At 39.1% G+C, this 23,324-nt stretch carries 25 protein-coding genes and 2 tRNA genes; 14 read left to right on the plus strand and 13 right to left on the minus strand.

The window, feature by feature from the left end:
• Positions 1 to 7 precede the first annotated feature (7 nt).
• Positions 8 to 1,312, minus strand: a complete 1,305-nt coding sequence (locus DI076_RS05675) for an O-acetylhomoserine aminocarboxypropyltransferase/cysteine synthase family protein (protein WP_108959009.1) — start codon at positions 1,310 to 1,312, stop codon at positions 8 to 10.
• 180 nt (positions 1,313 to 1,492) lie between these two features.
• On the opposite strand from DI076_RS05675, the gene DI076_RS05680 reads away from it, so the two are divergent.
• Positions 1,493 to 3,067: a hypothetical protein gene (locus tag DI076_RS05680; RefSeq protein ID WP_369689759.1), complete on the plus strand. Its 1,575-nt coding sequence runs from the start codon at positions 1,493 to 1,495 to the stop codon at positions 3,065 to 3,067.
• Here DI076_RS05680 and DI076_RS05685 read toward each other — a convergent pair.
• The 4 genes from DI076_RS05685 to DI076_RS05700 all read right to left on the minus strand — a co-directional run bounded on the left by DI076_RS05685 (position 3,057) and on the right by DI076_RS05700 (position 6,529).
• The gene (locus tag DI076_RS05685; RefSeq protein WP_108959011.1) at positions 3,057 to 3,773 is read right to left on the minus strand and encodes an RsmE family RNA methyltransferase; all 717 of its coding nucleotides are present in this window, start codon (positions 3,771 to 3,773) and stop codon (positions 3,057 to 3,059) included. The two genes, DI076_RS05680 and DI076_RS05685, sit on opposite strands and share 11 nt — an antisense overlap.
• A 3-nt stretch (positions 3,774 to 3,776) precedes the next feature.
• Complete coding sequence (locus tag DI076_RS05690) at positions 3,777 to 4,268, minus strand: zinc ribbon domain-containing protein (RefSeq protein WP_245918292.1); 492 nt, start codon at positions 4,266 to 4,268, stop codon at positions 3,777 to 3,779.
• An 18-nt stretch (positions 4,269 to 4,286) separates the two neighbouring features.
• Positions 4,287 to 5,120, minus strand: a complete 834-nt coding sequence (gene fcpB / locus DI076_RS05695; RefSeq protein WP_108959013.1) for a flagellar-coiling protein FcpB — start codon at positions 5,118 to 5,120, stop codon at positions 4,287 to 4,289.
• A 122-nt stretch (positions 5,121 to 5,242) separates the two neighbouring features.
• The gene (locus DI076_RS05700) at positions 5,243 to 6,529 is read right to left on the minus strand and encodes an AAA family ATPase (RefSeq protein WP_108959014.1); all 1,287 of its coding nucleotides are present in this window, start codon (positions 6,527 to 6,529) and stop codon (positions 5,243 to 5,245) included.
• A gap of 50 nt (positions 6,530 to 6,579) precedes the next feature.
• Here DI076_RS05700 and fliN point away from each other — a divergent pair, with 50 nt between their 5' ends.
• The 3 genes from fliN (at position 6,580) to DI076_RS05715 (ending at position 8,263) form a co-directional block, all read left to right on the plus strand.
• Entirely contained in the window at positions 6,580 to 7,098 is a 519-nt protein-coding gene (gene fliN / locus DI076_RS05705; protein ID WP_108959015.1) for a flagellar motor switch protein FliN, read from the plus strand.
• 41 nt (positions 7,099 to 7,139) lie between these two features.
• Positions 7,140 to 7,595, plus strand: coding sequence for a GNAT family N-acetyltransferase (locus DI076_RS05710; RefSeq protein ID WP_108959016.1), 456 nt, complete (start codon positions 7,140 to 7,142; stop codon positions 7,593 to 7,595).
• A gap of 191 nt (positions 7,596 to 7,786) precedes the next feature.
• Positions 7,787 to 8,263, plus strand: a complete 477-nt coding sequence (locus DI076_RS05715; protein WP_174705027.1) for an RNHCP domain-containing protein — start codon at positions 7,787 to 7,789, stop codon at positions 8,261 to 8,263.
• Positions 8,264 to 8,272: 9 nt separating this feature from the next.
• On the opposite strand, the gene DI076_RS05720 is transcribed toward DI076_RS05715, so the two are convergent.
• The 3 genes from DI076_RS05720 to DI076_RS05730 all read right to left on the minus strand — a co-directional run bounded on the left by DI076_RS05720 (position 8,273) and on the right by DI076_RS05730 (position 10,652).
• A complete protein-coding gene (locus DI076_RS05720; protein ID WP_100726697.1) occupies positions 8,273 to 9,193 on the minus strand; it encodes an SPFH domain-containing protein in 921 nt (306 codons plus the stop codon).
• Between the two features lies 1 nt (position 9,194).
• Positions 9,195 to 10,115 carry an SPFH domain-containing protein gene (locus DI076_RS05725; RefSeq protein ID WP_100726922.1) on the minus strand — a complete coding sequence of 307 codons (921 nt, stop codon included), beginning with the start codon at positions 10,113 to 10,115 and terminating at the stop codon, positions 9,195 to 9,197.
• Between the two features lie 93 nt (positions 10,116 to 10,208).
• The gene (locus DI076_RS05730; protein ID WP_245918293.1) at positions 10,209 to 10,652 is read right to left on the minus strand and encodes an NfeD family protein; all 444 of its coding nucleotides are present in this window, start codon (positions 10,650 to 10,652) and stop codon (positions 10,209 to 10,211) included.
• A 107-nt stretch (positions 10,653 to 10,759) separates the two neighbouring features.
• On the opposite strand from DI076_RS05730, the gene DI076_RS05735 reads away from it, so the two are divergent.
• The 7 genes from DI076_RS05735 to DI076_RS05765 all read left to right on the plus strand — a co-directional run bounded on the left by DI076_RS05735 (position 10,760) and on the right by DI076_RS05765 (position 17,676).
• A complete protein-coding gene (locus tag DI076_RS05735; RefSeq protein WP_108959019.1) occupies positions 10,760 to 11,188 on the plus strand; it encodes a heme-binding domain-containing protein in 429 nt (142 codons plus the stop codon).
• Positions 11,185 to 12,615: an argininosuccinate lyase gene (argH, locus tag DI076_RS05740; RefSeq protein WP_108959020.1), complete on the plus strand. Its 1,431-nt coding sequence runs from the start codon at positions 11,185 to 11,187 to the stop codon at positions 12,613 to 12,615. The genes DI076_RS05735 and argH overlap by 4 nt, the downstream gene beginning before the upstream one ends.
• Before the next feature lie 35 nt (positions 12,616 to 12,650).
• Entirely contained in the window at positions 12,651 to 13,499 is an 849-nt protein-coding gene (locus DI076_RS05745) for a peptidylprolyl isomerase (protein ID WP_439957278.1), read from the plus strand.
• Complete coding sequence (locus tag DI076_RS05750; protein ID WP_108959022.1) at positions 13,496 to 14,095, plus strand: hypothetical protein; 600 nt, start codon at positions 13,496 to 13,498, stop codon at positions 14,093 to 14,095. The genes DI076_RS05745 and DI076_RS05750 overlap by 4 nt, the downstream gene beginning before the upstream one ends.
• A gap of 74 nt (positions 14,096 to 14,169) precedes the next feature.
• The gene (locus DI076_RS05755; RefSeq protein ID WP_108959023.1) at positions 14,170 to 15,156 is read left to right on the plus strand and encodes a hypothetical protein; all 987 of its coding nucleotides are present in this window, start codon (positions 14,170 to 14,172) and stop codon (positions 15,154 to 15,156) included.
• Positions 15,153 to 16,178 (plus strand): flagellar motor switch protein FliM, encoded by a 1,026-nt coding sequence (fliM, locus tag DI076_RS05760; protein ID WP_002974265.1) that lies wholly within the window; start codon positions 15,153 to 15,155, stop codon positions 16,176 to 16,178. The genes DI076_RS05755 and fliM overlap by 4 nt, the downstream gene beginning before the upstream one ends.
• A 22-nt stretch (positions 16,179 to 16,200) precedes the next feature.
• Positions 16,201 to 17,676: an alkaline phosphatase family protein gene (locus tag DI076_RS05765; protein ID WP_108959024.1), complete on the plus strand. Its 1,476-nt coding sequence runs from the start codon at positions 16,201 to 16,203 to the stop codon at positions 17,674 to 17,676.
• A gap of 24 nt (positions 17,677 to 17,700) precedes the next feature.
• Here DI076_RS05765 and DI076_RS05770 read toward each other — a convergent pair whose 3' ends face one another.
• The 3 genes from DI076_RS05770 to queF are packed head-to-tail and all read right to left on the minus strand — an operon-like array spanning position 17,701 to position 18,575.
• Positions 17,701 to 17,919, minus strand: a complete 219-nt coding sequence (locus tag DI076_RS05770; RefSeq protein ID WP_100717092.1) for a ferredoxin — start codon at positions 17,917 to 17,919, stop codon at positions 17,701 to 17,703.
• The gene (locus tag DI076_RS05775; protein WP_108959025.1) at positions 17,916 to 18,173 is read right to left on the minus strand and encodes a SemiSWEET transporter; all 258 of its coding nucleotides are present in this window, start codon (positions 18,171 to 18,173) and stop codon (positions 17,916 to 17,918) included. Before DI076_RS05775 ends, DI076_RS05770 begins: the two co-directional genes overlap by 4 nt.
• A complete protein-coding gene (gene queF, locus DI076_RS05780) occupies positions 18,174 to 18,575 on the minus strand; it encodes a preQ(1) synthase (protein WP_108959026.1) in 402 nt (133 codons plus the stop codon).
• A gap of 42 nt (positions 18,576 to 18,617) precedes the next feature.
• Between queF and guaA the strand changes: the two genes are divergently transcribed.
• Positions 18,618 to 20,417 (plus strand): glutamine-hydrolyzing GMP synthase, encoded by a 1,800-nt coding sequence (gene guaA, locus DI076_RS05785; RefSeq protein ID WP_108959027.1) that lies wholly within the window; start codon positions 18,618 to 18,620, stop codon positions 20,415 to 20,417.
• 64 nt (positions 20,418 to 20,481) lie between these two features.
• On the opposite strand, the gene DI076_RS05790 is transcribed toward guaA, so the two are convergent.
• Positions 20,482 to 20,907 carry an LIMLP_04285 family protein gene (locus tag DI076_RS05790; protein ID WP_108959028.1) on the minus strand — a complete coding sequence of 142 codons (426 nt, stop codon included), beginning with the start codon at positions 20,905 to 20,907 and terminating at the stop codon, positions 20,482 to 20,484.
• Positions 20,908 to 21,040: 133 nt separating this feature from the next.
• On the opposite strand from DI076_RS05790, the gene DI076_RS05795 reads away from it, so the two are divergent.
• Positions 21,041 to 21,111: transfer RNA gene (locus DI076_RS05795), tRNA-Cys, on the plus strand.
• A 15-nt stretch (positions 21,112 to 21,126) separates the two neighbouring features.
• Positions 21,127 to 21,210, plus strand: a tRNA-Leu gene (locus tag DI076_RS05800).
• A gap of 183 nt (positions 21,211 to 21,393) precedes the next feature.
• Here the strand turns inward: DI076_RS05800 and DI076_RS05805 are convergent.
• Positions 21,394 to 23,313, minus strand: coding sequence for an O-antigen ligase family protein (locus DI076_RS05805; protein ID WP_108959029.1), 1,920 nt, complete (start codon positions 23,311 to 23,313; stop codon positions 21,394 to 21,396).
• Between the last annotated feature and the right edge of the window lie 11 nt (positions 23,314 to 23,324).

Here is a 23,324-nt window from a genome sequence, read left to right on the forward strand (position 1 = left end):
AGTATTATCAGATATTTTTTAATGCCTCTTCTAAGTCTACTAGAATGTCATCCAAGTTTTCTAAACCAACACTGAGTCGGACAAACCCTGGTGTCACACCGGCAGAGATTTGTTCTTCACTGGTTAACTGTTGGTGTGTTGTTGACGCTGGGTGAATTGCTAATGATTTCGCATCACCAATGTTAGCGAGTAAACTAAAGAGTTCGAGTCCATCAATGAACTTTTTAGCTTTTTCCACACCACCTTTGATTTCAAAACCTACAATTGCTCCAAATAGTCCACGTTCATGGTACTTTTTCGCAGTCGCATAGTTTTTGTCAGAAGGAAGGCCTGGATAATTCACCCATTCCACTTTTGGATGTTTTTGTAAAAATTCAGCTACTTTGAGCGCATTTTGGGAATGGCGTTCCATTCGAAGTGGAAGAGTTTCCACACCTTGTAAAATTTGCCAAGCATTGAAAGGAGAAATGGCAGGCCCTAAGTCACGTAAACCTTGCACACGAGCTTTTAAAATAAATGCAATATTGACACCACCGAATGGTTCAAATTTTCCAAAGACTTCCCAGAATTTCAAACCATGGTAAGATGGATCTGGCTCTGTGAAATTTTTAAATTTCCCATTCCCCCAATTAAAACTTCCACCATCAATGATGATACCACCAATCGATGTTCCATGGCCTCCTAAGAATTTTGTTAGGGAATGAACCACAATATCTGCCCCATGTTTCAACGGGTTTACAAGATAGGGAGAAGGCATTGTGTTATCGATGACAAGTGGAACTCCCACTTCTTTTGCGACTTTACTAACAGCAGCAATATCAAGTGTATCTAATTTTGGATTCCCTAAAGTTTCCGCATAAAAAGCACGTGTTTTGTCATTGGATGCTTTTTTGAAATTTTCAGGATTGGAAGGATCAACAAAATGAACTTTGATTCCCAATTTTGGAAATGTATAATGGAGTAAGTTATAGGTTCCGCCATATAACGAAGAAGAGGCGACAATTTCTTGGCCAGCTTCCACAATATTAAGAAGCGCTAACATCTCAGCACTTTGACCAGAAGCTGTTGCAAGAGCAGCAACACCACCTTCCAAAGCAGCAACACGTTTTTCCAACACATCCGTTGTTGGATTCATAAGTCGTGTGTAAATATTTCCAAACTCTTGCAGACCGAATAATCTCGCTGCATGGTCTGTGTCTTTGAAAACATAGGATGTTGTTTGGTATAAAGGCACGGCACGGGACGTAGTGGTTGGGTCCGGCTCTTGGCCTCCGTGGAGTGCAATGGTTTCTGGTTTGTATTGGCGTGGCATAGATTCCCCCGATGGTATCGCCTAGTTTTCTCATGCATTCTCATTTGTCAACAAAATCTCCAATAAAATAGAATTTATTTCTGTTTTATTGGATACACCGGTAAGAGATTATTTCTTATTTTCGATGGAAGATCATACGATAATGAACGTATCGTGGGTAAGTTTTGTCGTTATCTCTGTTTGGGACTCGTTACACAAATTCTTGTAACACAAACCCTCATCGCCCAAGTGTGGGTTCCGACCGGTACAGAGGGAAGACGAGCCTCTGCTGTCCAATTTGATGCTGGTGGATCCAGTTTCCAGAAAGATTATTACGGATACATTTCCCCCAATTTTACTTTTAATCATGGTAGCCAATTTGGTTATTCTTTTTCACTTCCCATCAATGTTCTCGCAGTTGATAAAGAACCTCTTCAATTAGAGAGTAAAGCTGGTAAAATCCGTGAAATGGATTACAATAGTCGTAACGATTATGCAAGAGTTCTCAATTATATTTCGTATGGAACGTATAACCAACAAGTTCCAGGAAAGGTAACTTATTCAGCTTATACTGGTAAGATGGTAGATGGTTACATTGGGCATGGAACGATTGTTAACAAATACCAAAGTTCTTCTCGTTTTGATTCCTATAACCCTGGTGTAATGGCCGATTTGAATACCGATTATGGTGGAGTACAATACTTTGCCAATTCCGTTGTAAACTTTGAAGTGAATGCCGCAAGGGTTTATATCAAACCACTTGCGATTGGAAGATCATTATACTCTTTATTTGATAAATCAGCAGATCTTGTTTACTTAATGGACTTAAGAGGAAACGTTCTCGATGAATCGGGACGACTCAGTGTAGAAGAAGAAGCTGGTGCTGAAGAAATTCAAAAGAAAAAAGCAGAAGAACTTCGCAAAAAAGAAATCCGTCCTGTTAGTAAAGATTCTCGTATGGAACTTGTCGACAATGACCCTTGGTACAATCGTTTGACTATCGGTTATACACAAGCTTGGGATAGGCAAGCACCTGTTCAAATGGCTTACAACACAAATGGTTCTCCTGTAACTGAGAAAAAATTAGACAACCCAAAAACTACTGAAGTTACGAGAGCTTCCATCGAAGGAATGGATATTGAATATAGACTTTTAAATCTTCCATTCGTTGAATTTACACCTTATGTAGATTTTAATAAAATCAAAGGATTGGATGGTGCACAAGGTGCCCACTATGGTTCTATCTTTCGATTGGGGACAAAGGATCTAAATGTCATTTTGAAACCTGAGTTTCGCCAAATGACTGCCAATTATGCTCCCATGTATTTTGATAGTTTTTATGAAGTGGAACGATTTCAAAAATTTCCAGTTTCTGCTCCTATCCGTCCTAAATATGATTATTTAGAAAACCAATCCAATGCAAAGGTGACTGGTTATTATCATACAATTTATGTGAATTTTTATCATCTTGGATTTGAATTTGCTGTGGAAGATTATGGAATCAAAGGAAACAAACGTGTGTTTGCTGCAGCCTATATTCCGCTAGGTTCTTCCTTTCTCATGTCTTTTTACTATACAAAGAAGGGGTTTGATTCGCAAGGAAAAGCTTTTGAAATGGATAATAATACTCAAGCTGCTGCTGAAATTTCTAAAGCATTTGGACCAATTGTCCTAAGGCTTCAAAATTATCGTAAGTATTATCTAGACTCGAGTGAGAAAACTTTCCTTAGTATCGATGAAATTCGTTTTCTTGTATCAGGTGGAATTAGTTTCTAAACAAAAAATACAATAGAGAAGAGAAAGCAAACTCTGTTCGTAGATTGATATTCCCTAATGTCATTGTTTTGTATTGTAACTGGTTAAAATATTTCATATCGTCTTCATTCCAACCTGATTCTGGACCAAAAACAAAAAGTGTGTTTTGCAAATGATCCAAAGGTTCATTGTCGGTTTTGATATCAAATTTCCCGATTCGATCCATCACAAAAACGTTCCCATCCCAAGTCGCAAGAAACTCTTTCCAATTTTTTTTCTGCCCAAACTGAACCATTGGAAAATGTGCATTTCCAGTTTGGCTCATTCCTGTATAAATCCACTGATTCCAATCCTTTGTGTAAATTGGTGAAGTCCAATATTCTTTGTTTTTTGTTTCCGTCGCAAAAAAACTAAGTGAGTTAATTCCGTATGCGCCTGCTAGGTGAAGGATCTTTTTTGCTGTCTGTGGTCTAGGTAACGAAAAAAAACAGTGGATAGGTAAAGGGTTGAACATTAGCGAAACGGATTCTTTTTTGATAAGGATTGATTCGGTTTCCTTGATTTGAAGGACTCGAAACACAAAATTCCCTTCATTCTGAATCACAACCTGCACCTCATCGTCAGGTCTTTTTTTTAAGATGGTTCTGATATGGTTATGACGTTCGTCTGTTAGGGATACTGATTCATCTATACGTAACTCTTCCTTTTGAATCAGTATCCAATTCAAAATTTAAATCTCGATACTCGGTTTTTTAGGTTCTTTGGGTAATATTTCTTCTTCATCTGATTCGATAGATGGTCCTTCAAAATCAGGTGGGAAATCTTTTGGTGATTCTTCTTGGAAAAATGGATCTTGCTGATTGTTTTTTCTGTCCAGATTGGCTTCTGAATTGGACCATTTCCAAACATACAATAAAAGTATGGAAAAAAGAAGAATTGGTATCCATGGAATTTCTTTTTTCTGTTTCCCACGTTTTGATTTTAGATAATCAATCGGTGCATACAGTAAATCAAAAATCAGATCTTTATAATTTTGGAATGTTGGTTTAAATTGAAAAGAGGGGATTTCTACTTCGTGGGAACTGAAACTGTCTTCTTGTTCTATTTCCGGATCAAAAGTAAATCGGTGAGAGCAGACGGGACATTGAACCAAAATGGTTCCCTGCGTAACAGGGAACCGTAACATCGTGGAACAATTCGGACATTGTTTTACGCGATTCAATTAAGAACCTGTATGTTCTTAGTATTTCAAAGAACTTTTCAATGCTTCAACGTTTTTCTTATAATGTTTGTTTGAATCACGATCATTATAATCAAAGATTTTTGTGAATAGTTTATCAAAATAATCTAGGTTTTTGAAATAAAATTGTTTTTTAAAGTTATTTCGAATTGGGTTTGATTTTGTGTTTTCCACGTTTGCAAGAATGTATTTACCAACTCCTTTTTCAGAAGGTGTTTCTGGAGTTCCCCAAACTGGATAATCATCGTGTTGGTAAAACAATTCAATTTTGTCATTATGTGCTGGATCACCATTAGGAGCTACGTCAGCAATCACAGAAATTATCTTATCTTCTAAAACAAAATTGTTTTGGTAAATGTAAGTTCTCACCTTAGTAAGGTTCCGTGGTTGTTCTTTTCTTGGATCTGGATCTGCGTTGTTAGATCCTTCAAAAAAGAGTTCCATTTTTTTGAATTTTGCACCTAAGTTTTTAGAAGATTTTCCATCTTCACTTCCAACAAAATCAAATACTTCAAGGTGCAAACAAGTGTTATCTTGTGCCTCTTGTTTATCTGCTACTTCACAACGTTCTCCGTCTGCACTTGGTTTACCTTTGTACAATACAGTTTTGTGTGGAAGAGTTCTTACTTTCATTTTGAAAAGAACAGTATGAAGGCGAAGGCGTTTGTTCACTTCAGAGATATTATCATCGAGTTCTTTTTCTGTATCAGCCATCGATTTCCCTGATTGAGAAGGATCGATTCCAGCAGAAGTAGAGCCTGTTTCTGAGCTACCAGTTTGAGCGAAAACCCCAATGCTAAGTAGTAAAATGGGGAGAATTAATTTTATTTTCATGTCCGAATCTTCCTAAAAGGTTAATTTGAGGATACCAAGGAACGTCCCATGGGCGTAAACAAATATCCTGTAAATAGTATCGGTAAAATCCTGAATAAGATTGAAGCCGAATCTCTCTCTTTTTAGAGTTTCCATCCAAAATCTGGAAAGGATTCCAAATAAAATGGCAATCCTGGGGCGGTCAACTGTTCCAAATGTTTCCAATTTTTGGTGATCCATCGCCTTTCCACATAATCGCAATAGTCCTTTAAATTCCTCCCTGAGGCTCCTGTTAACAAATCAGCGATCTGTTCCCTTTCCTTCTGGTCCAATTGTTTGGCATATCCCTCCAGGATTTTAGTCCTTTCTTCTCTGTTTGGAAGGGGAAATTTGATTTTTCTGTCAAAACGGGACAAAAGGGCAGAATCAAGGTCCTCTTTACGATTGGTTGCCCCAATGGTGATTGTGCCTGTTTTTTCTGCAAAACCATCCAGTTTTCGAAGTAAAACACTTAGTAAATTCCGTGTGGCTTCATAAAGTCCGTCTTCTCGTGAAGTTGCAAGGGAATCTATTTCATCTAAAAATAAAATACACTTTGGAAACAAAGCGGATGCATCAAATACCATCGCTAGGTTTTGAGAAGATTCTCCGTAGTACTTACTCAATATGGATTCGATGGGAACATAGACCATTGGCACACCACAAAGATGGGAAACTATTTTTGCCATGCTGGTTTTTCCGACTCCAGGTTCCCCTTCAAATAATACTGCCCTCGGTAGGTTTCCTGTTGGTTTCATTCGTGTTAGTTTTGTAATTTCAAGGAATGGTTCTGGTTGTCTGAGGGGGAAAACCAAACTTTCTAAGATTTGTTCTTTTACAGAATCATAACCAAAAACAGAATCAAAACCTAAATCGTTTCCTTTTGCTTTTTCTAAAATGGGATCATAAACTTCCACACCGAGAGGTTCCAAAATAGACCTAGGGTCTTTTGTTGTGCCTCCCTCTAATTTCAAAAATTGAAAAAGATGGATGATTGTTTGTATTTCTTTTGTGGAAAAATCTCCTAACTTCGAACATTCCACTTTGAGGTCTGATTTAAATGAAAATCGAATGCGAAATCTTGCAGATAAGTTCTTTTGCGGTTCGAATAAATTGTCACCTAATGTCTGTAAACTTAAGTAACCATCTTCAAAATTATAAATCCGGAAATTTTCAATGTAGTTCCGAACGATCCCCAGGCAATCTAAGATTTTTTCCTTTCCCACTGCATTTTGGCGGAACCGAAAGATGGTTTCTTCTTTTTCTTGTACAAATTGGTAATTTGCCTGTTTTAGCTCTGTAGCAAATAGGTCTTTGGCCTTAAAAAAATCCAAGGCAGGGGTGGAACTGGACATAAGGAACAAAATAGGGAAGATTGGCTTTTTTTTCAAGGAAGGATTTTGATTTCCTCCGACGAATACATTGTAGAGGTTGTAGGATTATGGGTGAAGGTTCACTATCACAAGAAGACATAGACGCGCTACTCGGTGGATTTAGCGGCGGGAGCACACCTGCGGGTGGTGGTTCTGGCGGAGGTGGTGGTGGACTCGACGACCTGGATGCTTTGGTCGGCGGTGGTGGAGGAGATGACAATGGACCTTCCTTTGCCGACATTGCAGCCGCCCTAGGACCAAGTGCAACCCCAGCACCAACTAGGGGCCAGGCAAAAGCCCAATCCAGTTCAGGTAATAATACTGCAAACCTCAACCTTCTACTGGATGTCACCTTACAACTGACAATTGAACTTGGTAGAACCACAATGTTCATCAAAGATGTTTTACAACTCACTGAAGGGACAGTTGTCGAACTCGACAAAAACATTGGGGAAGAACTCGATATCCTAGCCAATGGAAAACTTGTTGGACGAGGGAAACTCATCGTACTAGATGATTATTACGGAATCCAAATCACCCAGATTGTGGATCCGATGGAACGTTTGGGTGGTCCAGCCTTTTTATAAGCCCGTTGATTTCATTTTAAGTTGGGAAGGATGTTTCACCCTTGGAAACTAATAAGTTCGAATACCAAATCGAAAGGATCACCAATCCTTCAGAATCTTTACAAGAAGACCTTTGGAAACGTTTACATGATTACAGCATCTCTAAGTTAGGGGATGAGTCTCTCGCTTCGAAAGAATTTTTTGCCATTTTAGTCAAGGAAGGGGACACACTCATCGCAGCTTCTCTTTGTTATCTCTTCTTCAAGGGATTAAACTTACAATTACTTTGGGTTGCCGAGGAAAAACGTGGACAGGATTTAGGAACAAAACTCCTACAAGAGATTGAAACAGAAGCAAAACGATTGGGAGCAAATCTGGTATTTGGGTATTCCTTTGGATTCCAAGCTCCCAAATTTTATACCAAACTTGGGTATGAAGAAGTAGGCATGATTCCCAATTATCCGGAAGGCCAGAATTGTTATTTCCTTTGTAAAAAATTAACAAAGGATTCTCCTTGACGGAAATTCTCAAACCGAACAGTTTGTAATTCTATGTTAACTCTAGCCATTGTGTAGACCGCCAAAACGGTGATCTTGTTTTGGATACCCCGCCTAAATTACATTAGGAGGCGGCTATCTTCGCGCAGGCGGTTTACTCCCTCTCATCAACTGTTTTGGTGTCCCTTTTTGTTTTGCCGCAAAAACTGGGTATGTCACGTAACATTGACCAAACGAATTTCCAAAAAATTTCTAAGAAAAAACGTTTTGAAGACGAAGACGAGGAAAACTCTTTTTCTCATGTCAAAAAAAAATCTCACCGGTTTCGTTCGGATACGGAAGAGTTCCGATGTGTGGAATGCAAACAAATGGTATTCCCTCCTGGGTTTGGAACCGACCAACGAAACCATTGTCCCAATTGCCTAACAAGCCTTCATTTGGACAATACACCTGGTGACAGAGCGGCGATCTGTGGGAGTAAGATGGAAGCCATTTCCATTTGGGTAAGAAAGGGTGAATGGGTAATTTTACACCGCTGTAAAGGGTGTGGGGTGATCCATGCCAATCGAATTGGACCTGATGACAATGAAGCTTTACTTCTGTCACTTGCTGCACAAGCCATGGCAAAACCAAGTTTTCGATTGTTTTCGGAAACTCCGGAGGAAGACCCACCGGAGTCATTTCGTTAGGCGATAAAACTATGCCTTTGGTTTTTTGGCTTCTGTTAGGTTGGCAATGAGAGTTGGTAAATTCATTACATCTGCTGGGATGAGAATTTCCGTACTTTCTTTTGCTACGTGTAAGAAGTTTTGGATAAAGGCTTTGGTGATTTGGAGTTTGATGGCTGATGCACCACCTTGGTCGGAAATGGCACCTGCAATGGCTTCAATCCCTTTGGCAGTTGCGACAGCCAAAGCTTCAATTTCTGTTGCCTTACCTTCTGCTGAGTTGATCCTTCGTTGTTTTTCCCCTTCCGATTTGTTCACTGCTTCCTCTTTAAATCCGAGGGAGCGGTTGATACGAGCATCTCTTTCCCCTTCCGACAAAAGTACCTGGGAACGTTTTGCAATTTGTGCTTTTTTCTCTTTCTCCATGGCATCTAACACAGATTTAGGTGGAACAATATTTAAAATTTCGTATCGATTCACTTTGATCCCCCAAGGTTCTGATGCTTGGTCAATCGCTGCGACAATGGTTGAGTTGATTAAGTCTTTTTCCCCGATGGTTTTGTCAAGTTCCATGGTTCCAATCACCGAACGCATTGTTGTTTGTGCTAGTTGGATGGCAGCAAATTGAAAGTCTTCGATTCCATAAGAGGCGCGCACTGGATCGATGATTTTTAAGTAAATCACACCATCTACTTTTACTTGGACGTTATCATGTGTGATACAAATCTGCGGTTGGACATCAATCGATTGTTCTTTCAATGTGTGGTAATACGCATCCCTGTCAATGAACGGGATGAGGATGTGAAAACCTGCTCGTAAGGAACGGGAATACTTTCCAAGCCTTTCGACAATGAGAACATCTTGTGCAGGGATGATGCGAATGCAACGGAAGATTTTATAAATCAAATAGATGGCAACAACGGCCCAAAATGCTAAATAAACAAATTCCATTTTATTCTCCTACCTGTGGGATTTTAGTTGTGATTTTGGAAAGCCCTTCGAACACTCCACCGATATTGGCTAAGGTTTCTGGTACAACAGTTGTTTTGGATGTTTTTAAGATATGCCCAAGTGCATCCAAGTACTCCTGCGTGATTTGTAAACTCACTGCTTCCTTTCCACCTTTTTTACTAATGGCTTCTGAGATGAGTTGAAGGCCTTTTGCAGTCGCATTGGAGATGAGTGTGATTTCCTGTGCACGACCGTCTGCTTCATTCACCAAACGGATTTTTTCCCCTTCGGAGATATTGATGGATTCTTGTCTTTCGCCAACGGAATGATTGACTCGAGATTCTTTTTCTCCTTGTGAAATGGTGATCTCAGCTCGGCGTTCCCGTTCTGATTTCATTTGGTTTTCCATCTCAATCAAAATTTGTTTTGGAGGTGTGATGTTGCGGATCTCATAACGAGTGACTTTGATACCCCAAGGGTCTGTGGCCCTATCAATATTAGAAACAACACGACCATTGATTTCATCTCTTTCGGAAAGTAAGTTATCAAAAATTAACTTACCAATTTCAGAGCGAAGTGTGGTTTGTGCAAGTTGGGTGGTAGCTAACATAAAGTTATCAATTCCGTAAGAAGCCTTTTCACCATCGATGACTTTTAGATACAAAACTCCATCCACTTCTACGGATACGTTGTCTTTTGTGATACAAACTTGTGGATCGATATCAATGGTTTGTTCTTTGAGATTTTGTCTGTACCGAATTTGGTCGACAAAAGGGATCATAAAATAAAACCCCGATTTTAAAACTCCATTCAAAACACCTAATCTTTCTTTAATAAAAACACTTTGTTCTGGTACGATGATGATTGTTTTTTTGATGATATAAACTACGACCAAAAAGACAACGATGACGGTTGCGCCCATTGTTTCCTCCTCTGTGACTTGGAGACGGTACATGGACTTTCAAAAGAGAAAAGGGTTTTTTTTGATACTCTTAAAAAAAATGAACGGTAGGTTTTATGATTCCACTTTTTCGACTGTGAAAGTCAAATTTTCACGCGAGAGAATCTTTACATATTCCCCTTTTGGGATTTTTGAATCTTTCGAAATCGCATCCCAAACAGTCCCTTGGAATCGGATTTTTCCGCCATGGCGGTTCACCAAAATATCAGTTTCAACAGGCACAATTTGGTTCAGATAATCATCCTGGATAAAAGGATCCACACTTGATTCTGATTTAAAAAACTTTTTAATCAGTGATCCTCCAAGGAGGATCGAAATAAAACTGGAAACCACCCAAATGATGACTTCGGTGTAAAACTCCATCGGAACCAAACGGGAAAGGATACCTGTAAAAATGGCTCCAACTCCTAAAAACATCACAAAGGTCCCAGGCAAAAGGAATTCAGAAAAAAGGAGAATGATTCCCATTAAAATCCATAAGTATGCAGTGTTTGCCAAAATCAAATCCAATGTGTGATCCTCTAAGGAAGTAGACCATTCCAATCAGATCATGGCAAGAAAAATAATACTTTGATTCATGAGATAGTGCAAAGAACCTGTCTAGTGTGAAACGAATATTTTACATTCTTTTATCTGTTTTTCTTTTTTTCCAATTGTTTCCAGTTCCCAGAGAAAATCCACCTGTGACATCTGAGATAGTCGTCTCTGATGAGATAAAACAAATTCTAAAACGAAGTTGTTACGATTGCCATTCGAATGAAACCACTTGGCCTTTTTATTCCTATGTGTTCCCTGTTTCCTATTTGGTCTCAAACCATGTGACCGAAGGTAGAGAAGAATTGAATTTTTCTGAATTTGGTAAATTGCCAGAACGAAAACAAAACAAAAAAATTTATGAAGTTTGGGAACAAGTGGATGATGGGGAAATGCCACCGCTCGATTACCGTTTGATGCACCCAAGTGCCAAATTATCCGATAAAGACAAAGAAGTTTTAAAAAACTGGGCAAACCAATTCAGTGAGGAATCGGAATGAAGGAAAAAAAATTATGGGGTGGTCGATTTGATGCTCCACCTTCTTCTCTCATGATTCGAATTGGTGAATCCATAAGCTTCGATAAAGAACTCTACCAACATGATATTGTTGGTTCCATATCCCATTCTCGTATGTTAAAACGAATCGGCATCCTTACCGAGTCGGAACAAAGAAAGATCGAAACTGGACTCAATCAAATCCTGAAGGAAATTGATTCTGGTAAATTTGAATTTAAAATTGAAAATGAAGACATTCATATGTCCATTGAGTCTCGCCTAACGGAACTTCTAGGTGATTTAGGAAAAAAACTCCATACAGGTAGAAGTCGGAATGACCAAGTGTCACAAGATGTTCGTTTGTACATTAAATCAGAAATCCATTCCATTTTGGTTCTGGTATTTGACTTGTTACAAGTTTGGGTGAAAAAAGCAGAATCCCATGTAAAAACAATCATCCCTGGGTACACGCATTTACAAATTGCACAACCCATTCGAGCTTCTCATTATTTTTTAGCTCATTTTTGGGCCAATGTTCGAGATTTTGAAGATTTTTTATCGGCTTACGAAAGAGCTGATGAGCTCGTGTTAGGTTCTGGTGCTTTAGCAGGAGTCAATTATGAAACCGATCGAGAATTTTTGAGAAAAGATTTACATTTGAACCGAATGTCTGAGAACTCAATGGATGCAGTGAGCCAAAGAGATCATATTTTCAAATTTTTATTTGCCTCTTCTCAATTTATGATCCATGTCTCTCGGTTTTGTGAAGAAATCATTTTATACACTTCGCAGGAATTTAGTTATTTTAAGTTGCCCGACCACTTAACGACAGGTTCATCGATCATGCCTCAGAAAAAGAATCCAGATGTGGCAGAACTCATTCGTGGGAAAGCAGGTCGTGTGATCGGTAATCTAAACCACCTTTTGGTTATGTTAAAGGGAACTCCCTTATCCTATAACCGTGACTTCCAAGAAGATAAACTTCCACTATTTGACACAGTCAAACAAATCAAAATCTGTACGGAAGGGATCCGGGATATGGTGGAAGGGATTCAAATTTTCCCAGAGAATGCCATTCGGAGTTTGCGGAATGGATTTTCCACTGCCACAGACTTAGCTGATTGGCTTGTGAGTACAAAAGGAATTCCGTTCCGTTCTGCCCATGAAATTGTGGGGGAACTTGTGAAACATTGTTCCACAAAAGGGGTGGATTTATTCACAATCCCTAGTGGGGAAAGGGGACAGATCCACGCTGTTCTCACTGACCCAGGGTATGAAGCTGCCATTTCACTTGAAACTTCCTGTGATAAAAAAGATGTTTATGGAGGCACAGCTCTCCCACGTCAAAAAGAACAGATCAAAAAGGCCAAAGCCAAGTTAAACGAATTGACCAAAAAATTAAAGGCGATAGAATCCAAAGGTAAAAAATAATTATGAATCGAGTTTCCATTTCTCATCTCAAATCTCTGACAGTTTTATTCCTACTGATGAGCCAAACTGCTTTTTGTAGTGACCAAACCTTCAAAAAAATCACATATGAACCTTTGGCATACTCACCAACCAAAGTTTTAGTCAAAAGGGTTGACCAAACTACCGTTAAACTTCCTGAAAAACCTGCTATTTATGCTGTGGTCCAAACAACACAAGGTGACTTAGTCATTGAACTTTACGACCAAGCTGCTCCTAAAACAGTTCAAAATTTCATCGATCTTGCCCAAGGGGAAAAAGATTTTAAAACAGAAAAAGGTTCCGAACGACGCCCGTTTTATGATGGGTTGAAGTTCCACAGAGTGATCGAAAATTTTATGGCCCAAGGGGGATGCCCTAGAGGGGATGGAACGGGTGGACCTGGATTTCAATTTGAAGATGAAATCAACGGGAAGGCACTCGGATTAGACAAACTCAAAATCAAAGATGCACCTGAATACCAATCGCAATTACAAAGGGTAGTATTGTCTGAATTTAATATCAAGTCACGGCAAGAATTTGAAGAAAAAAGGACTGAGGTTGAAAAAGCATACCAGGAAGCAATGGAACTCCCTGTGTTAGAAGTTTTATACCGAGTTGGGTATCGATTTAATGAAGTGTTACCAAGTAAAAAAGCAACTCGCGGAGCTCTCGCCATGGCCAATGCAGGACCCAATACAAATGGTTCACAGTTTTTTATCAACCAAGTGGATACACCTCACCTAAATGGTCTCCATACGGTGTTTGGATTTTTGATCACTGGTTATGATGTACTAGATCGAATCATTGAAAAAGGGAATCTCCAAACCACCATTCGTAAGGTTCTCGTCATAGACAAAAGACAATGAACTACTTAGAAGGCATAGAAGTAATCCAAAAGTATACATCAGGTTCTTCCGTTGAACCTGTGTTAAAGTTTATTATGACTGTTCCTCATAATGAGGAAGCCTTTGCCAATGCTTTGGATGAAATTGGCGGGATTAATAAATACCCTGATACTTTTGTTGGTTTGCTTAGTTTTATCAGTTTCATTTTAGGCCAAAAGTCTAAAATGAACCATTTATATGAAACGGCTCTTGAGAAATACGAATCCCTAAACCAAATCACGTCAAAAAAACGGCCAACGGAAGAAGAAGCAAAAATCAAACGAACTCTCACCGATTTTATTTTAAAAATTGAAAAGGTTTTTGAAATCCAAGACCTAACGGATGAAAGTTTGGTGAAAGAACTCAATCGATTTGTTTCGGAAGCAAATCTTTATGGAGTGACTGAGAATGAAATCAAAAACTTAAAATTGGCTTCAAAGACGGTTGCCCTTGTCGAACCCCATTTGGATAAACAAAGGGAAAATTATTACCAATACAAAAAACTCAGCTCCGTGATGGTCCGTCTGATTCGAATCGCAGATTATATCCTAGAGGAAGCAAAACTGGGAACCAGTTAGGAACTCAATTGGGGGAGGAAAATCCACTAAATTTTCTTTCGGAAAATTCCACCTATGCCGAAATTGAATAGTGAATGCGCTCTTTCCAAACCTTCATTTTATTAGGATTCTTGGTTTCTGAGACTCTTTTTGCATTCCCTGACAGAGATGCTAGGGGGGAAAGAGTAGATAATTTTGTCGCTCTTCAATCCAAAATAAGCCTTACTCTCACCAAACGAAGTTATGAAGCTGGGGAGAGAATTCCTCTTACCTTTACGGTAACGAATACAGGAAAGGAAGTTGTCAGGATTTTCCCTTCCTTTGATTTTCGTTATTCCTTCCAAATTATTGTGAAGGATGAAAACGATCGAATCCTCACACCAATTGAGGACCCTGATTTTCCAGATCCAATTTTAAAAAGGCGTACCACGATTGTAAACTTGGTTGGTGATGAAAATAAAGAGATTAGCCTCCACCGAAATGAATCTTTTTCCAAAACCATTTATTTGGATGAATACTACCAGTTTTTAGCAGACCAAAAATTCTACATCACTGGGTATTTTTATCCCAATTATACCGAAGATAAATCCGCATTTTTAAGGTCACAAAATACCGTTGGATTTTTATTCCAAAACTCCAAACAAATCAAAAGGGAATCTGTAAACCGTCAAATCACAGAAAACGGTGGCCTTTCTCCTGAAGAAATTATATTTTTATTCCTCGGCGCTGAGATGAAAAAACGTTGGGAATACCATTTTAAATGGATCGATTTTTCGGAATACATCTTAGCGTATGACAGGTATAGCAGTGCCTATGCAGAAGCGAGTGTTGGCGAGAGAGAAACGATCATTGAAGATTTTAAAGAATATTTGACGGAATCTCCATCAGGTGTGTTAAAATACTTTAAAGTCATGAGTGTTGACTTCCCTTCCAAACGAGATGCTCGTGTGCAAGTGTACGTAGAAAGAATGATGGGTCGGTTCAAAACAAGGTACGAATATATATACACCTTGCGACAAGAAGAAGGAAACCGTGTTGGATTTTGGCAGATTAAAAACTTACTCGTAAAGGTAAAAAAATGACGGAAATCCTTTCCCAAGACGAAATTGATGCCCTGTTAAATGCCATCTCCTCAGGAGAAGTTTCCGAGGATGAATACTCATCAGTTGGGGAACAAAAAAAAGTCAAAATTTACGACTTCAAACGTCCAGATAAATTTTCAAAAGACCAAATTCGTACATTACAGATGATGCACGAAACCTTTGCCCGTTTAGCAACCACTGGACTATCCGCACAGTTACGTGCATTAGTTGTTGTCCACGTAGCATCGGTTGACCAGTTAACATACGAAGAATTCATTCGTTCCATTCCGAATCCCACTACACTTGCTGTGATCAATATGGATCCTCTTCGCGGGTCTGCCATTTTAGAAATTGACCCTTCAATTTCCTTTACAATCATAGATCGTCTGTTTGGTGGTAAGGGTGAATCTTCTAAAGTCAATCGAGAACTTTCTGATATCGAGTTATCGGTTATGGAAGGGATCATCGTTAGGATCCTTGGTAACTTACGAGAGTCTTGGTCAACGGTGATTGACTTACGCCCAAGGCTTGGAAACATTGAAACAAACCCACAATTCGCACAGGTAGTTCCTCCGAATGACATGGTGGTATTAATTACCCTCGAAACAAAAGTAGGGGAAGTGGAAGGGATGACAAACCTTTGTATTCCTTATATCACGATTGAACCAATCATCAATAAACTTTCTGCCCAATACTGGTATTCCTCAATCCGAAAAGGGGAAGTGGATGAAAACCGAGCTGTCATCCAAGAGCGACTCGACCAAGTCAAAATCCCTCTGATTTCGGAAGTAGGGAGTGTTGACATTTCCTTAAATGATCTTATGAATTTGCATGTAGGTGATGTGATCAAACTAGAAAACACACCTATCAAAACTGATTTAATGGTAAAAGTGGGCGATCGAAGTAAATTCAAAGCCACACCAGGCCGTGTCGGAAACCGTCTTGCCATTCAAATTGGAGATAGTATCGAGGACATTCCAGACGAACTTCTCGGTTCTACTCGTTCTGAACAAGAATATTAAATATTTTCGCTAAACACGTATCATGCGAATTTCTAAACTTTTGAATCACCTAAGTGGATTGTATTCATTGGTTGGGAAGTTCGTAATTGGCAAACTAGCGAAGCATTTTTTGATTCTAGTTTTTTTGATTCCTATATTCTTCTCTTTTAGTGGTTCAAAATCATTAAATGCAAGGCCGAAAAAATATCAGAAAAAAGATTCAAATTCCAGACAAATCCGAGCCGTTCGCCAAACGATTGTCATCTCGATTGATGGGTTTCCTTCTTACTATTGGACAAATCCAAAATACCATTCCTATTTTCCCCATTTAGTCGGTTTTTTCCAAAAATACGGAGTTTCGGAAATAGAAACAGTCAATCCTTCTGTCACTTATCCCGCGCATACCTCAATGGTGACAGGGAAGGATCCGGGGGAACATGGAATCTTGAATAATACATTGTCCGATCCTTTTGAAAAAAATGATGGGGGATGGATGTGGTATGCAGAAGACATTGTGGTGCCGACTCTTTGGGATCTGGCAAAACAAAATCAAAAAACAACAGCCAATGTATTTTGGCCTGTTACCGTTGGGGCAACTATCAATTGGAACCTTCCCCAGTATTGGAGGAAAAAAATACCTGAGGATGATAAACTTCTCCGTGTGATTTCCACAACGGGGCTACATAAGGAAGCCGAGATTGCCGTTGGATCTCCGTTAAACGATCTAGCAAAAGATGAAGTGAAGTTAAAAACAGCTACTTGGCTTTTCCAAACGAAAAAACCAAATTTAATGTTTGTTTATACGACTGATTTGGATACCTTGCACCATGGATTTGGACCAAGTTCCGAAAAGGCCTTGGTTCGATTGGCAGAAATTGACACAGCCATTTTTACTTTCTTAGAAAGTGTAGGTGCATTTACCAAAAATGGTCCGAGCATTGTGATTGTATCAGACCATGGGTTTCATTCCGCTGAGTCAGTCTGTGCACCCAATGTAATCCTAAAACAAAAAGGATACATCAATGATGAAACTGGAACCTACACTCTTACGTTTAAAAGTTCCGGTGGAATCTCGATCCTGTTACCGGGAACAGAAGTAAATCTTCCAAAAGAAACCATCACAAATCTAGTCACTGAAATTACGAACTCTTGTCCAGGTGCCGAATGGATGGATTTTACAAGTTTGCCAATAGGCGAAACCTTTCCTGTCATTGACAATACAAATCAAAAGATCAGATCCCAAATCCATCCACGTGCATTGGGAATCCTCCGAACCAAAGAAAACTTATTTTTTAGTGGGTCAAGAAAAGGAGAAGTCTTCCAATCATCACCTAGTAAAATCCATGGCCATGGGTATTGGAATGAGAATCCAGAAATGAAAACGATAGGATTTGTCTATGATCCAACTGGAAAAAAACACCAGTTTCATTCTGTAAAAGATGTATTTTTTATCGTAAAAGAGATGTTAGGTTTAAAAGAAAGGAAAACCAAAGGGCCAAGTGTTCCCACAAAACCCTAATCTAAAAATGCTTCAGTGATTTGGTTAGTGTTTTTTCCAGTGGATACATTCCCCTGGGCATTCATCCATTTCCTTTTGGACTTTTTTTTCGTCTTCATCAGGGATCATTGCATCGTTGATCGTTTCTCCGCCAATATGGGTTTGGGACAAATCATCATCATCCATCATAAAGTACTTAGGTAAATTATCTGCACACTGGTTACAGGAAGTACAATTGTCTTTGTCTACATAAGCCTTTCTCATGTTTCTTTCCCTTCATTGATTTTATAGTATAGAATGATTGTTACAAAAAATAAAGTGACTACGTTTGCGAGAATAATCGGAAAATCTGATTTTAAGATTCCATAAACAAACCACAACACCACACCGAAAAAGAACATGATGTACATATTACGGCTGATATCCCTAGTTTGTTTGGTCATGACAACACGAAGGACTTGTGGTAAAAAAGAGACCGTAGTCAAAAAAGCTGCCACATACCCAATTAAGTTATCCATTTATGCTTTGTACTCTCGTTTTACGACGGTTTTGACACCACCCCGAACATTATAATCGCCTATCACTTTGACATAAATGGGGTCTACAGCCTTCACAAAATCTTCTAAGATTTTATTCACTACATTTTCATGAAAAATGCCAACATTCCGGTAGGACATCATGTATTCTTTGAGGGATTTTAGTTCGGCACATTTTTCTCTGGGAATATATTCGATGAAAATGGTTCCAAAATCAGGAAGTCCAGTTTTCGGGCAAACAGCGGTAAATTCTGGAATGGTAAATTCGATATTGTACTCTCGGCCAACATAGACATTGGCAAACCACTCAATAGGAGGGGTGGTCCAAGACGGGATATGGTCCTGTTTGTCCTCGTAAGAAGATTCTGATTTTTTTTCCGACATTTGTTTACCCCGACATTAACAAAAATATTTTGGAACCATCCCATGAAAAGTGATAAAAAAATCGCAGTCGTCGATTTCGGCGGCCAGTATGCTCACCTCATTGCTTCCCGTATTCGCAGACTCGGAGCTTATACAGAAATCCTTTCCAACGAAGAACCATTGTCTATTTATGAATCCTATGCTGGGATCATCCTTTCTGGTGGTCCCAGTAGTGTGTATGAAGCAGGTGCACCACAATTACCTTCTGGGTTTTTTAACACCTCCGTTCCTGTTTTAGGAATTTGTTATGGGCACCAACTCATGATGCGTGCTCTTGGGGGCGAAGTTGTTTCAGCCAACACGAAAGAATACGGTCCAGCCATTCTTGAGATCGAAAATGCCAATTCGGACTTATCAAAATCGTTATCGTTAAAAACCAAAGTATGGATGAGCCATGGAGATGAAGTGGTTCGACTTCCAAAAGATTTCCAAGTGATCGCACAATCGGATCACTGCCGTTATGCGTTTGTTTCCCATACTTCCAAAAAACTGTATGGGATCCAATTCCACCCTGAAGTCACCCATTCTGAAGAAGGGGAAATTTTACTCAAAAACTTTGTAGAGTTATGTGGTGTTTCTGCTACATGGAGTATATCGCAGTTCTTAGAAGAACAAATCCAAACCTTACAAAAAAAAGTCCCAGCTGGAAAAAATGTATTTTTACTCGTTTCAGGGGGAGTGGATTCCTCTGTTGCTTATTTACTCCTTTCTAAAGCTCTCGGGAAAGATCGGGTCAAGGGACTCCTTGTCGATACAGGGTTTATGCGGAAAAACGAAGTAAAAGATTTGATGGACAATTTGCACCAAGTGGGTTTTGACCTTACCATTTGGGATGAAAGTGAGGTTTTTTACAGTCACTTACAAAACGAATTTGAACCTGAGAAAAAAAGAAGGATTGTTGGCGATTTATTTTTAGAAGCGCAAGGCAAAGCGACAACCTCTCTTGGACTCGACGCCGAACATTGGTTACTTGGCCAAGGTACCATCTACCCGGATACAATCGAATCTGGAGGAACCAAACATTCTCATAAAATCAAAACCCACCACAACCGTGTGCCTCAAATCGAAGCACTCATCCGTGAAGGAAAAATTGTAGAACCAATTGCAGATCTTTATAAAGATGAAGTTCGTGATTTAGGAAGAAAACTTGGGCTGCCAGAAAGATGGATCGAACGGCATCCTTTCCCAGGGCCTGGCCTTGTCGTTCGTATGATCGCAAGTCCTAAAACCAATCCTCCCCCCATCGATTTTGTGGTATGGAAGGACAAATTTCCAAAAGCAGAGATTAAAATTTTACCGATTCTATCTGTTGGTGTTCAGGGAGACCAAAGGAGTTATGCTCATTGTGCGGTGCTCAGTGATTTTACTTCCGATTGGTTGGAACTCGACCAATTGTCTGTTGAAATCACCAACACCAAAAAAGAAATCAATCGGGTGGTCTTTGCCCCAGGCATCACTCATTTTGATAGAGAATTCTTTTACACAAAACTTTCATTAGACAAAGAATATGCAGATATTTTGCGAGAAGCAGATGCAATTGTGAACCAAATCCTTTATGAAGAATCGATCCACAATGAAATTTGGCAGATGCCAGTTGTGCTTGTTCCTGTTGGATTACGCGAAAATTCCTATGGAGTGGTTTTACGACCTGTTGAATCGACGGAAGCAATGACTGCCAATTTTTACCAAATGAACCGAAACATTTTGTCTCAGATCACAAACAAACTGTTAAGCCTTCCTAGTATCTCTCTTGTGATGTATGATCTCACTCACAAACCTCCTGGAACCATTGAATGGGAATAGGAAGTTTGTTTTAAGATTTTGATTTGAGGCTGATTTTTAGATGAATGGAATCGTCCTGCTTCGTTTAAGGGAGTAGGATCCAAAGCAGAGCCATCCCACCCATTGCGAGTTCAGGAAGTCGTTTGGAGAGAATACTCTCGTTTTCTTTCCCTTCTTTGGATGGTTCTTGATTCCCTTCCGCATTCGGTTCAGCTGATTTTTGTCCCTCTGAATTTCCTTTTGAGGCAAATAATCCTGAAAAAAATCCAGGTTTTTCTTCTTCCTTCGGTTGTTCCCAAGCAACAGGAAGTGTTGTGACTTCTACAGCATTTTTCTTGAACGCTTGTTTGGTGCCATCTTGAGATTCCACTAAAACATAATTTGCGGTTGGAGAAGAAGTTTTTACATTCTCTAATACTTCTTTGGTCGCTTTTACTTTCACTGTGTCTGCTAGAAGTGGGTGAAGGAAAAATGATAAAATGGTTACAAAAACAAATCTTTGGAGCTTCATATTTGCAGTCCACCTCACAAAAATAGGGGGAGCAATTTGATTTTTGGAAGAAATGTTACAATCCGATGAAAAGTGAATTCAGTTTCCATTTGACACCTAGGTCTCCTATTTTAGCCTATCCAAAGTCACGATTGGCGTCGTGGCCAAGTGGTAAGGCATGGCTCTGCAAAAGCTTGACCGCCGGTTCGAATCCGGCCGACGCCTAGTCTTACAACAAACGCCTGGATGGTGGAATTGGTAGACACACAGGACTTAAAATCCTGTGGGAGTAATCCCGTGCGGGTTCGATTCCCGCTCCAGGTAAGAATCATATGATTCTACCCCCTAAAAAGCAAAGTGTTCCCAAGAGCAGGTGAAACATTTTTCAGGAGGCAAGGATGCCTTTTGGTTTTGGTGAAGATCGAGAGACTAGTTTTCGGTCGAAATACCAGGAAGGCGGAAACGATTCCCGCTAACTAGAAATGGAAACCTTGTGAAGATTTTGATTCACTCACAATTCCCTGAAATCGCAATCCTCGGTAAGTAAGGTTCCTTTCCTTCCCACGCAAACCAAAATCCAAAATCAACAAACTCTGGTGCCTCCTGAAGCATCTCTCTTGGATCTACGGAGACCAGATGATCTTTTCCTGTGATCGGAAGTAAGATCGTTTTGAGAACACGTTCTCCATGAACTTTATATTCCTTGTCTTGGTCAAAACTCTCTCGTTTTCGAATTTCAACGATAATGGAACTAGGTAAGTGTTTTTCAAATTCCTTGTCCCATAGAATTTTCAATTGGATTGGCTTTTTTCTAGAGATGGGTTTGGTTCTTAAATTCACTTCTTTGTCCAAACATCCTGAAAGTTTGAAATACCAATCCTTGGTGTTCGGTGGAAGTGGAACGGGTTTTGCGACTCCAATAGACAATTGAGATAACGGACTTGGAAAGTTATCTTTGGTCCTTGTTCGGTGAATGACCAAATCTACCTCATCGGTTCGGCTCCACAAATAGGTGACAGTCAGTGAGGAAAAGAGCCAAAGTAAAATCATTCCGAAGGAAATGGGAATGTACTTTCGAATTGGAAAAACAGTTATAGAACTTATCCCAAATTGATCCTTTTTTTTGGATTGGAAATCAAATCTATTTTTTCTCAATTGTGGGAGAATCGACAATAAACCCATAAAAGGTAATAATACTTCATCATCTAACAAATAACACTGAAAACTTCCCGCAATGAATACTACAAAAATTCCGATCGAAAATAGAAATTGATTTTGAGTAGATTCAATTTGTTTACAAATAGCCCACAAAAAGCATAAGAAGAAAAAAAAGGCAAAACATCCTCCGAGTAGGATGTCATGGAAAAAATCAAAATGAGCATGTGATTTAGGAGTTATGAATAAATCGTAATAGAGTTCTGGAAATTGATCAATGATGGGAATTGCAGAATCAATAAACCGTTCTCCGTAGTTCCCAGCACCAATTCCAAAAAGAAAATTTTCTCTAACCAAAATGAAATTGATCTTATGGATCCAAATTCTTTGGTTCTCTAGCGAACGTTTGGTGAATATGTCGTCAATGGCCCGTTGGAAAATCCAATTGGAATGATAAAATATGATAAGGATTGCCAAAATAAAGAATATACCTAATACGAGCCAAGGTAGGATTTTTTTTATAGAAGGTTTTCTATTCTGGTAGAGAAGGATGAAACTAACCAAAAAACCAATCCAAATCGATCGGCTTTGGTTTAAAAAAAGAAGAAAAAAACCTAACAAGGAGAAACTAAAAAATACCAAGGAAACTTTCCAAAAATGGATTCGGATTTTTTTCTTTTGGAAGAGTACAAATGTTTTTTCCCACAAAGAAGGTAGGTATAAAGCAAGTAGCCCACCATATGTTAAATGGGTACTTTGGAAACCGATTGGCAAATAAATCGAAATTCCGTTTAGAATTGCGAGTAAATGGGGAAGTCGTTTTCCTTCGATATAACGAAAACCATCCATAACATAGGGAGCAAGTCTATAGTGGAAAAACAAAGAAACTAGCCCTGAAAGGACTAGGAAAATTGCTCCCAAAAGAACTGCTTTTTGTAAATTTTTTTTCTGTAAGTTTGTAAGAGATGTTTGGTGGAGGAGTAAAAAACCCATCCAGAGATCACCAAATTCCGATTTTACGATGTCTTTTTTCCAATGGATCTGTTGGTATTCGATGAGAGGATAAATTAAAAAACTAATGTAGAGTCCGATCCAAAAAAGAAGTGCATTTGGGAATTTGGGTTGTTCTTTGTTTTTGATTTGGTGTAAGAATAAAAATAATAAGGATAGGCCAGCAAAGATTTGGCTTAGGCTAATGGAAAATGGGGAGAAAGCCAAAAAAAGCCAGAGAAAAACATAGGATACCGTATGAAATGTTTCTTTCCCAATCATATTTGGTTCTA

This window comes from Leptospira ellinghausenii, assembly GCF_003114815.1.
Classification (GTDB): domain Bacteria; phylum Spirochaetota; class Leptospiria; order Leptospirales; family Leptospiraceae; genus Leptospira_A; species Leptospira_A ellinghausenii.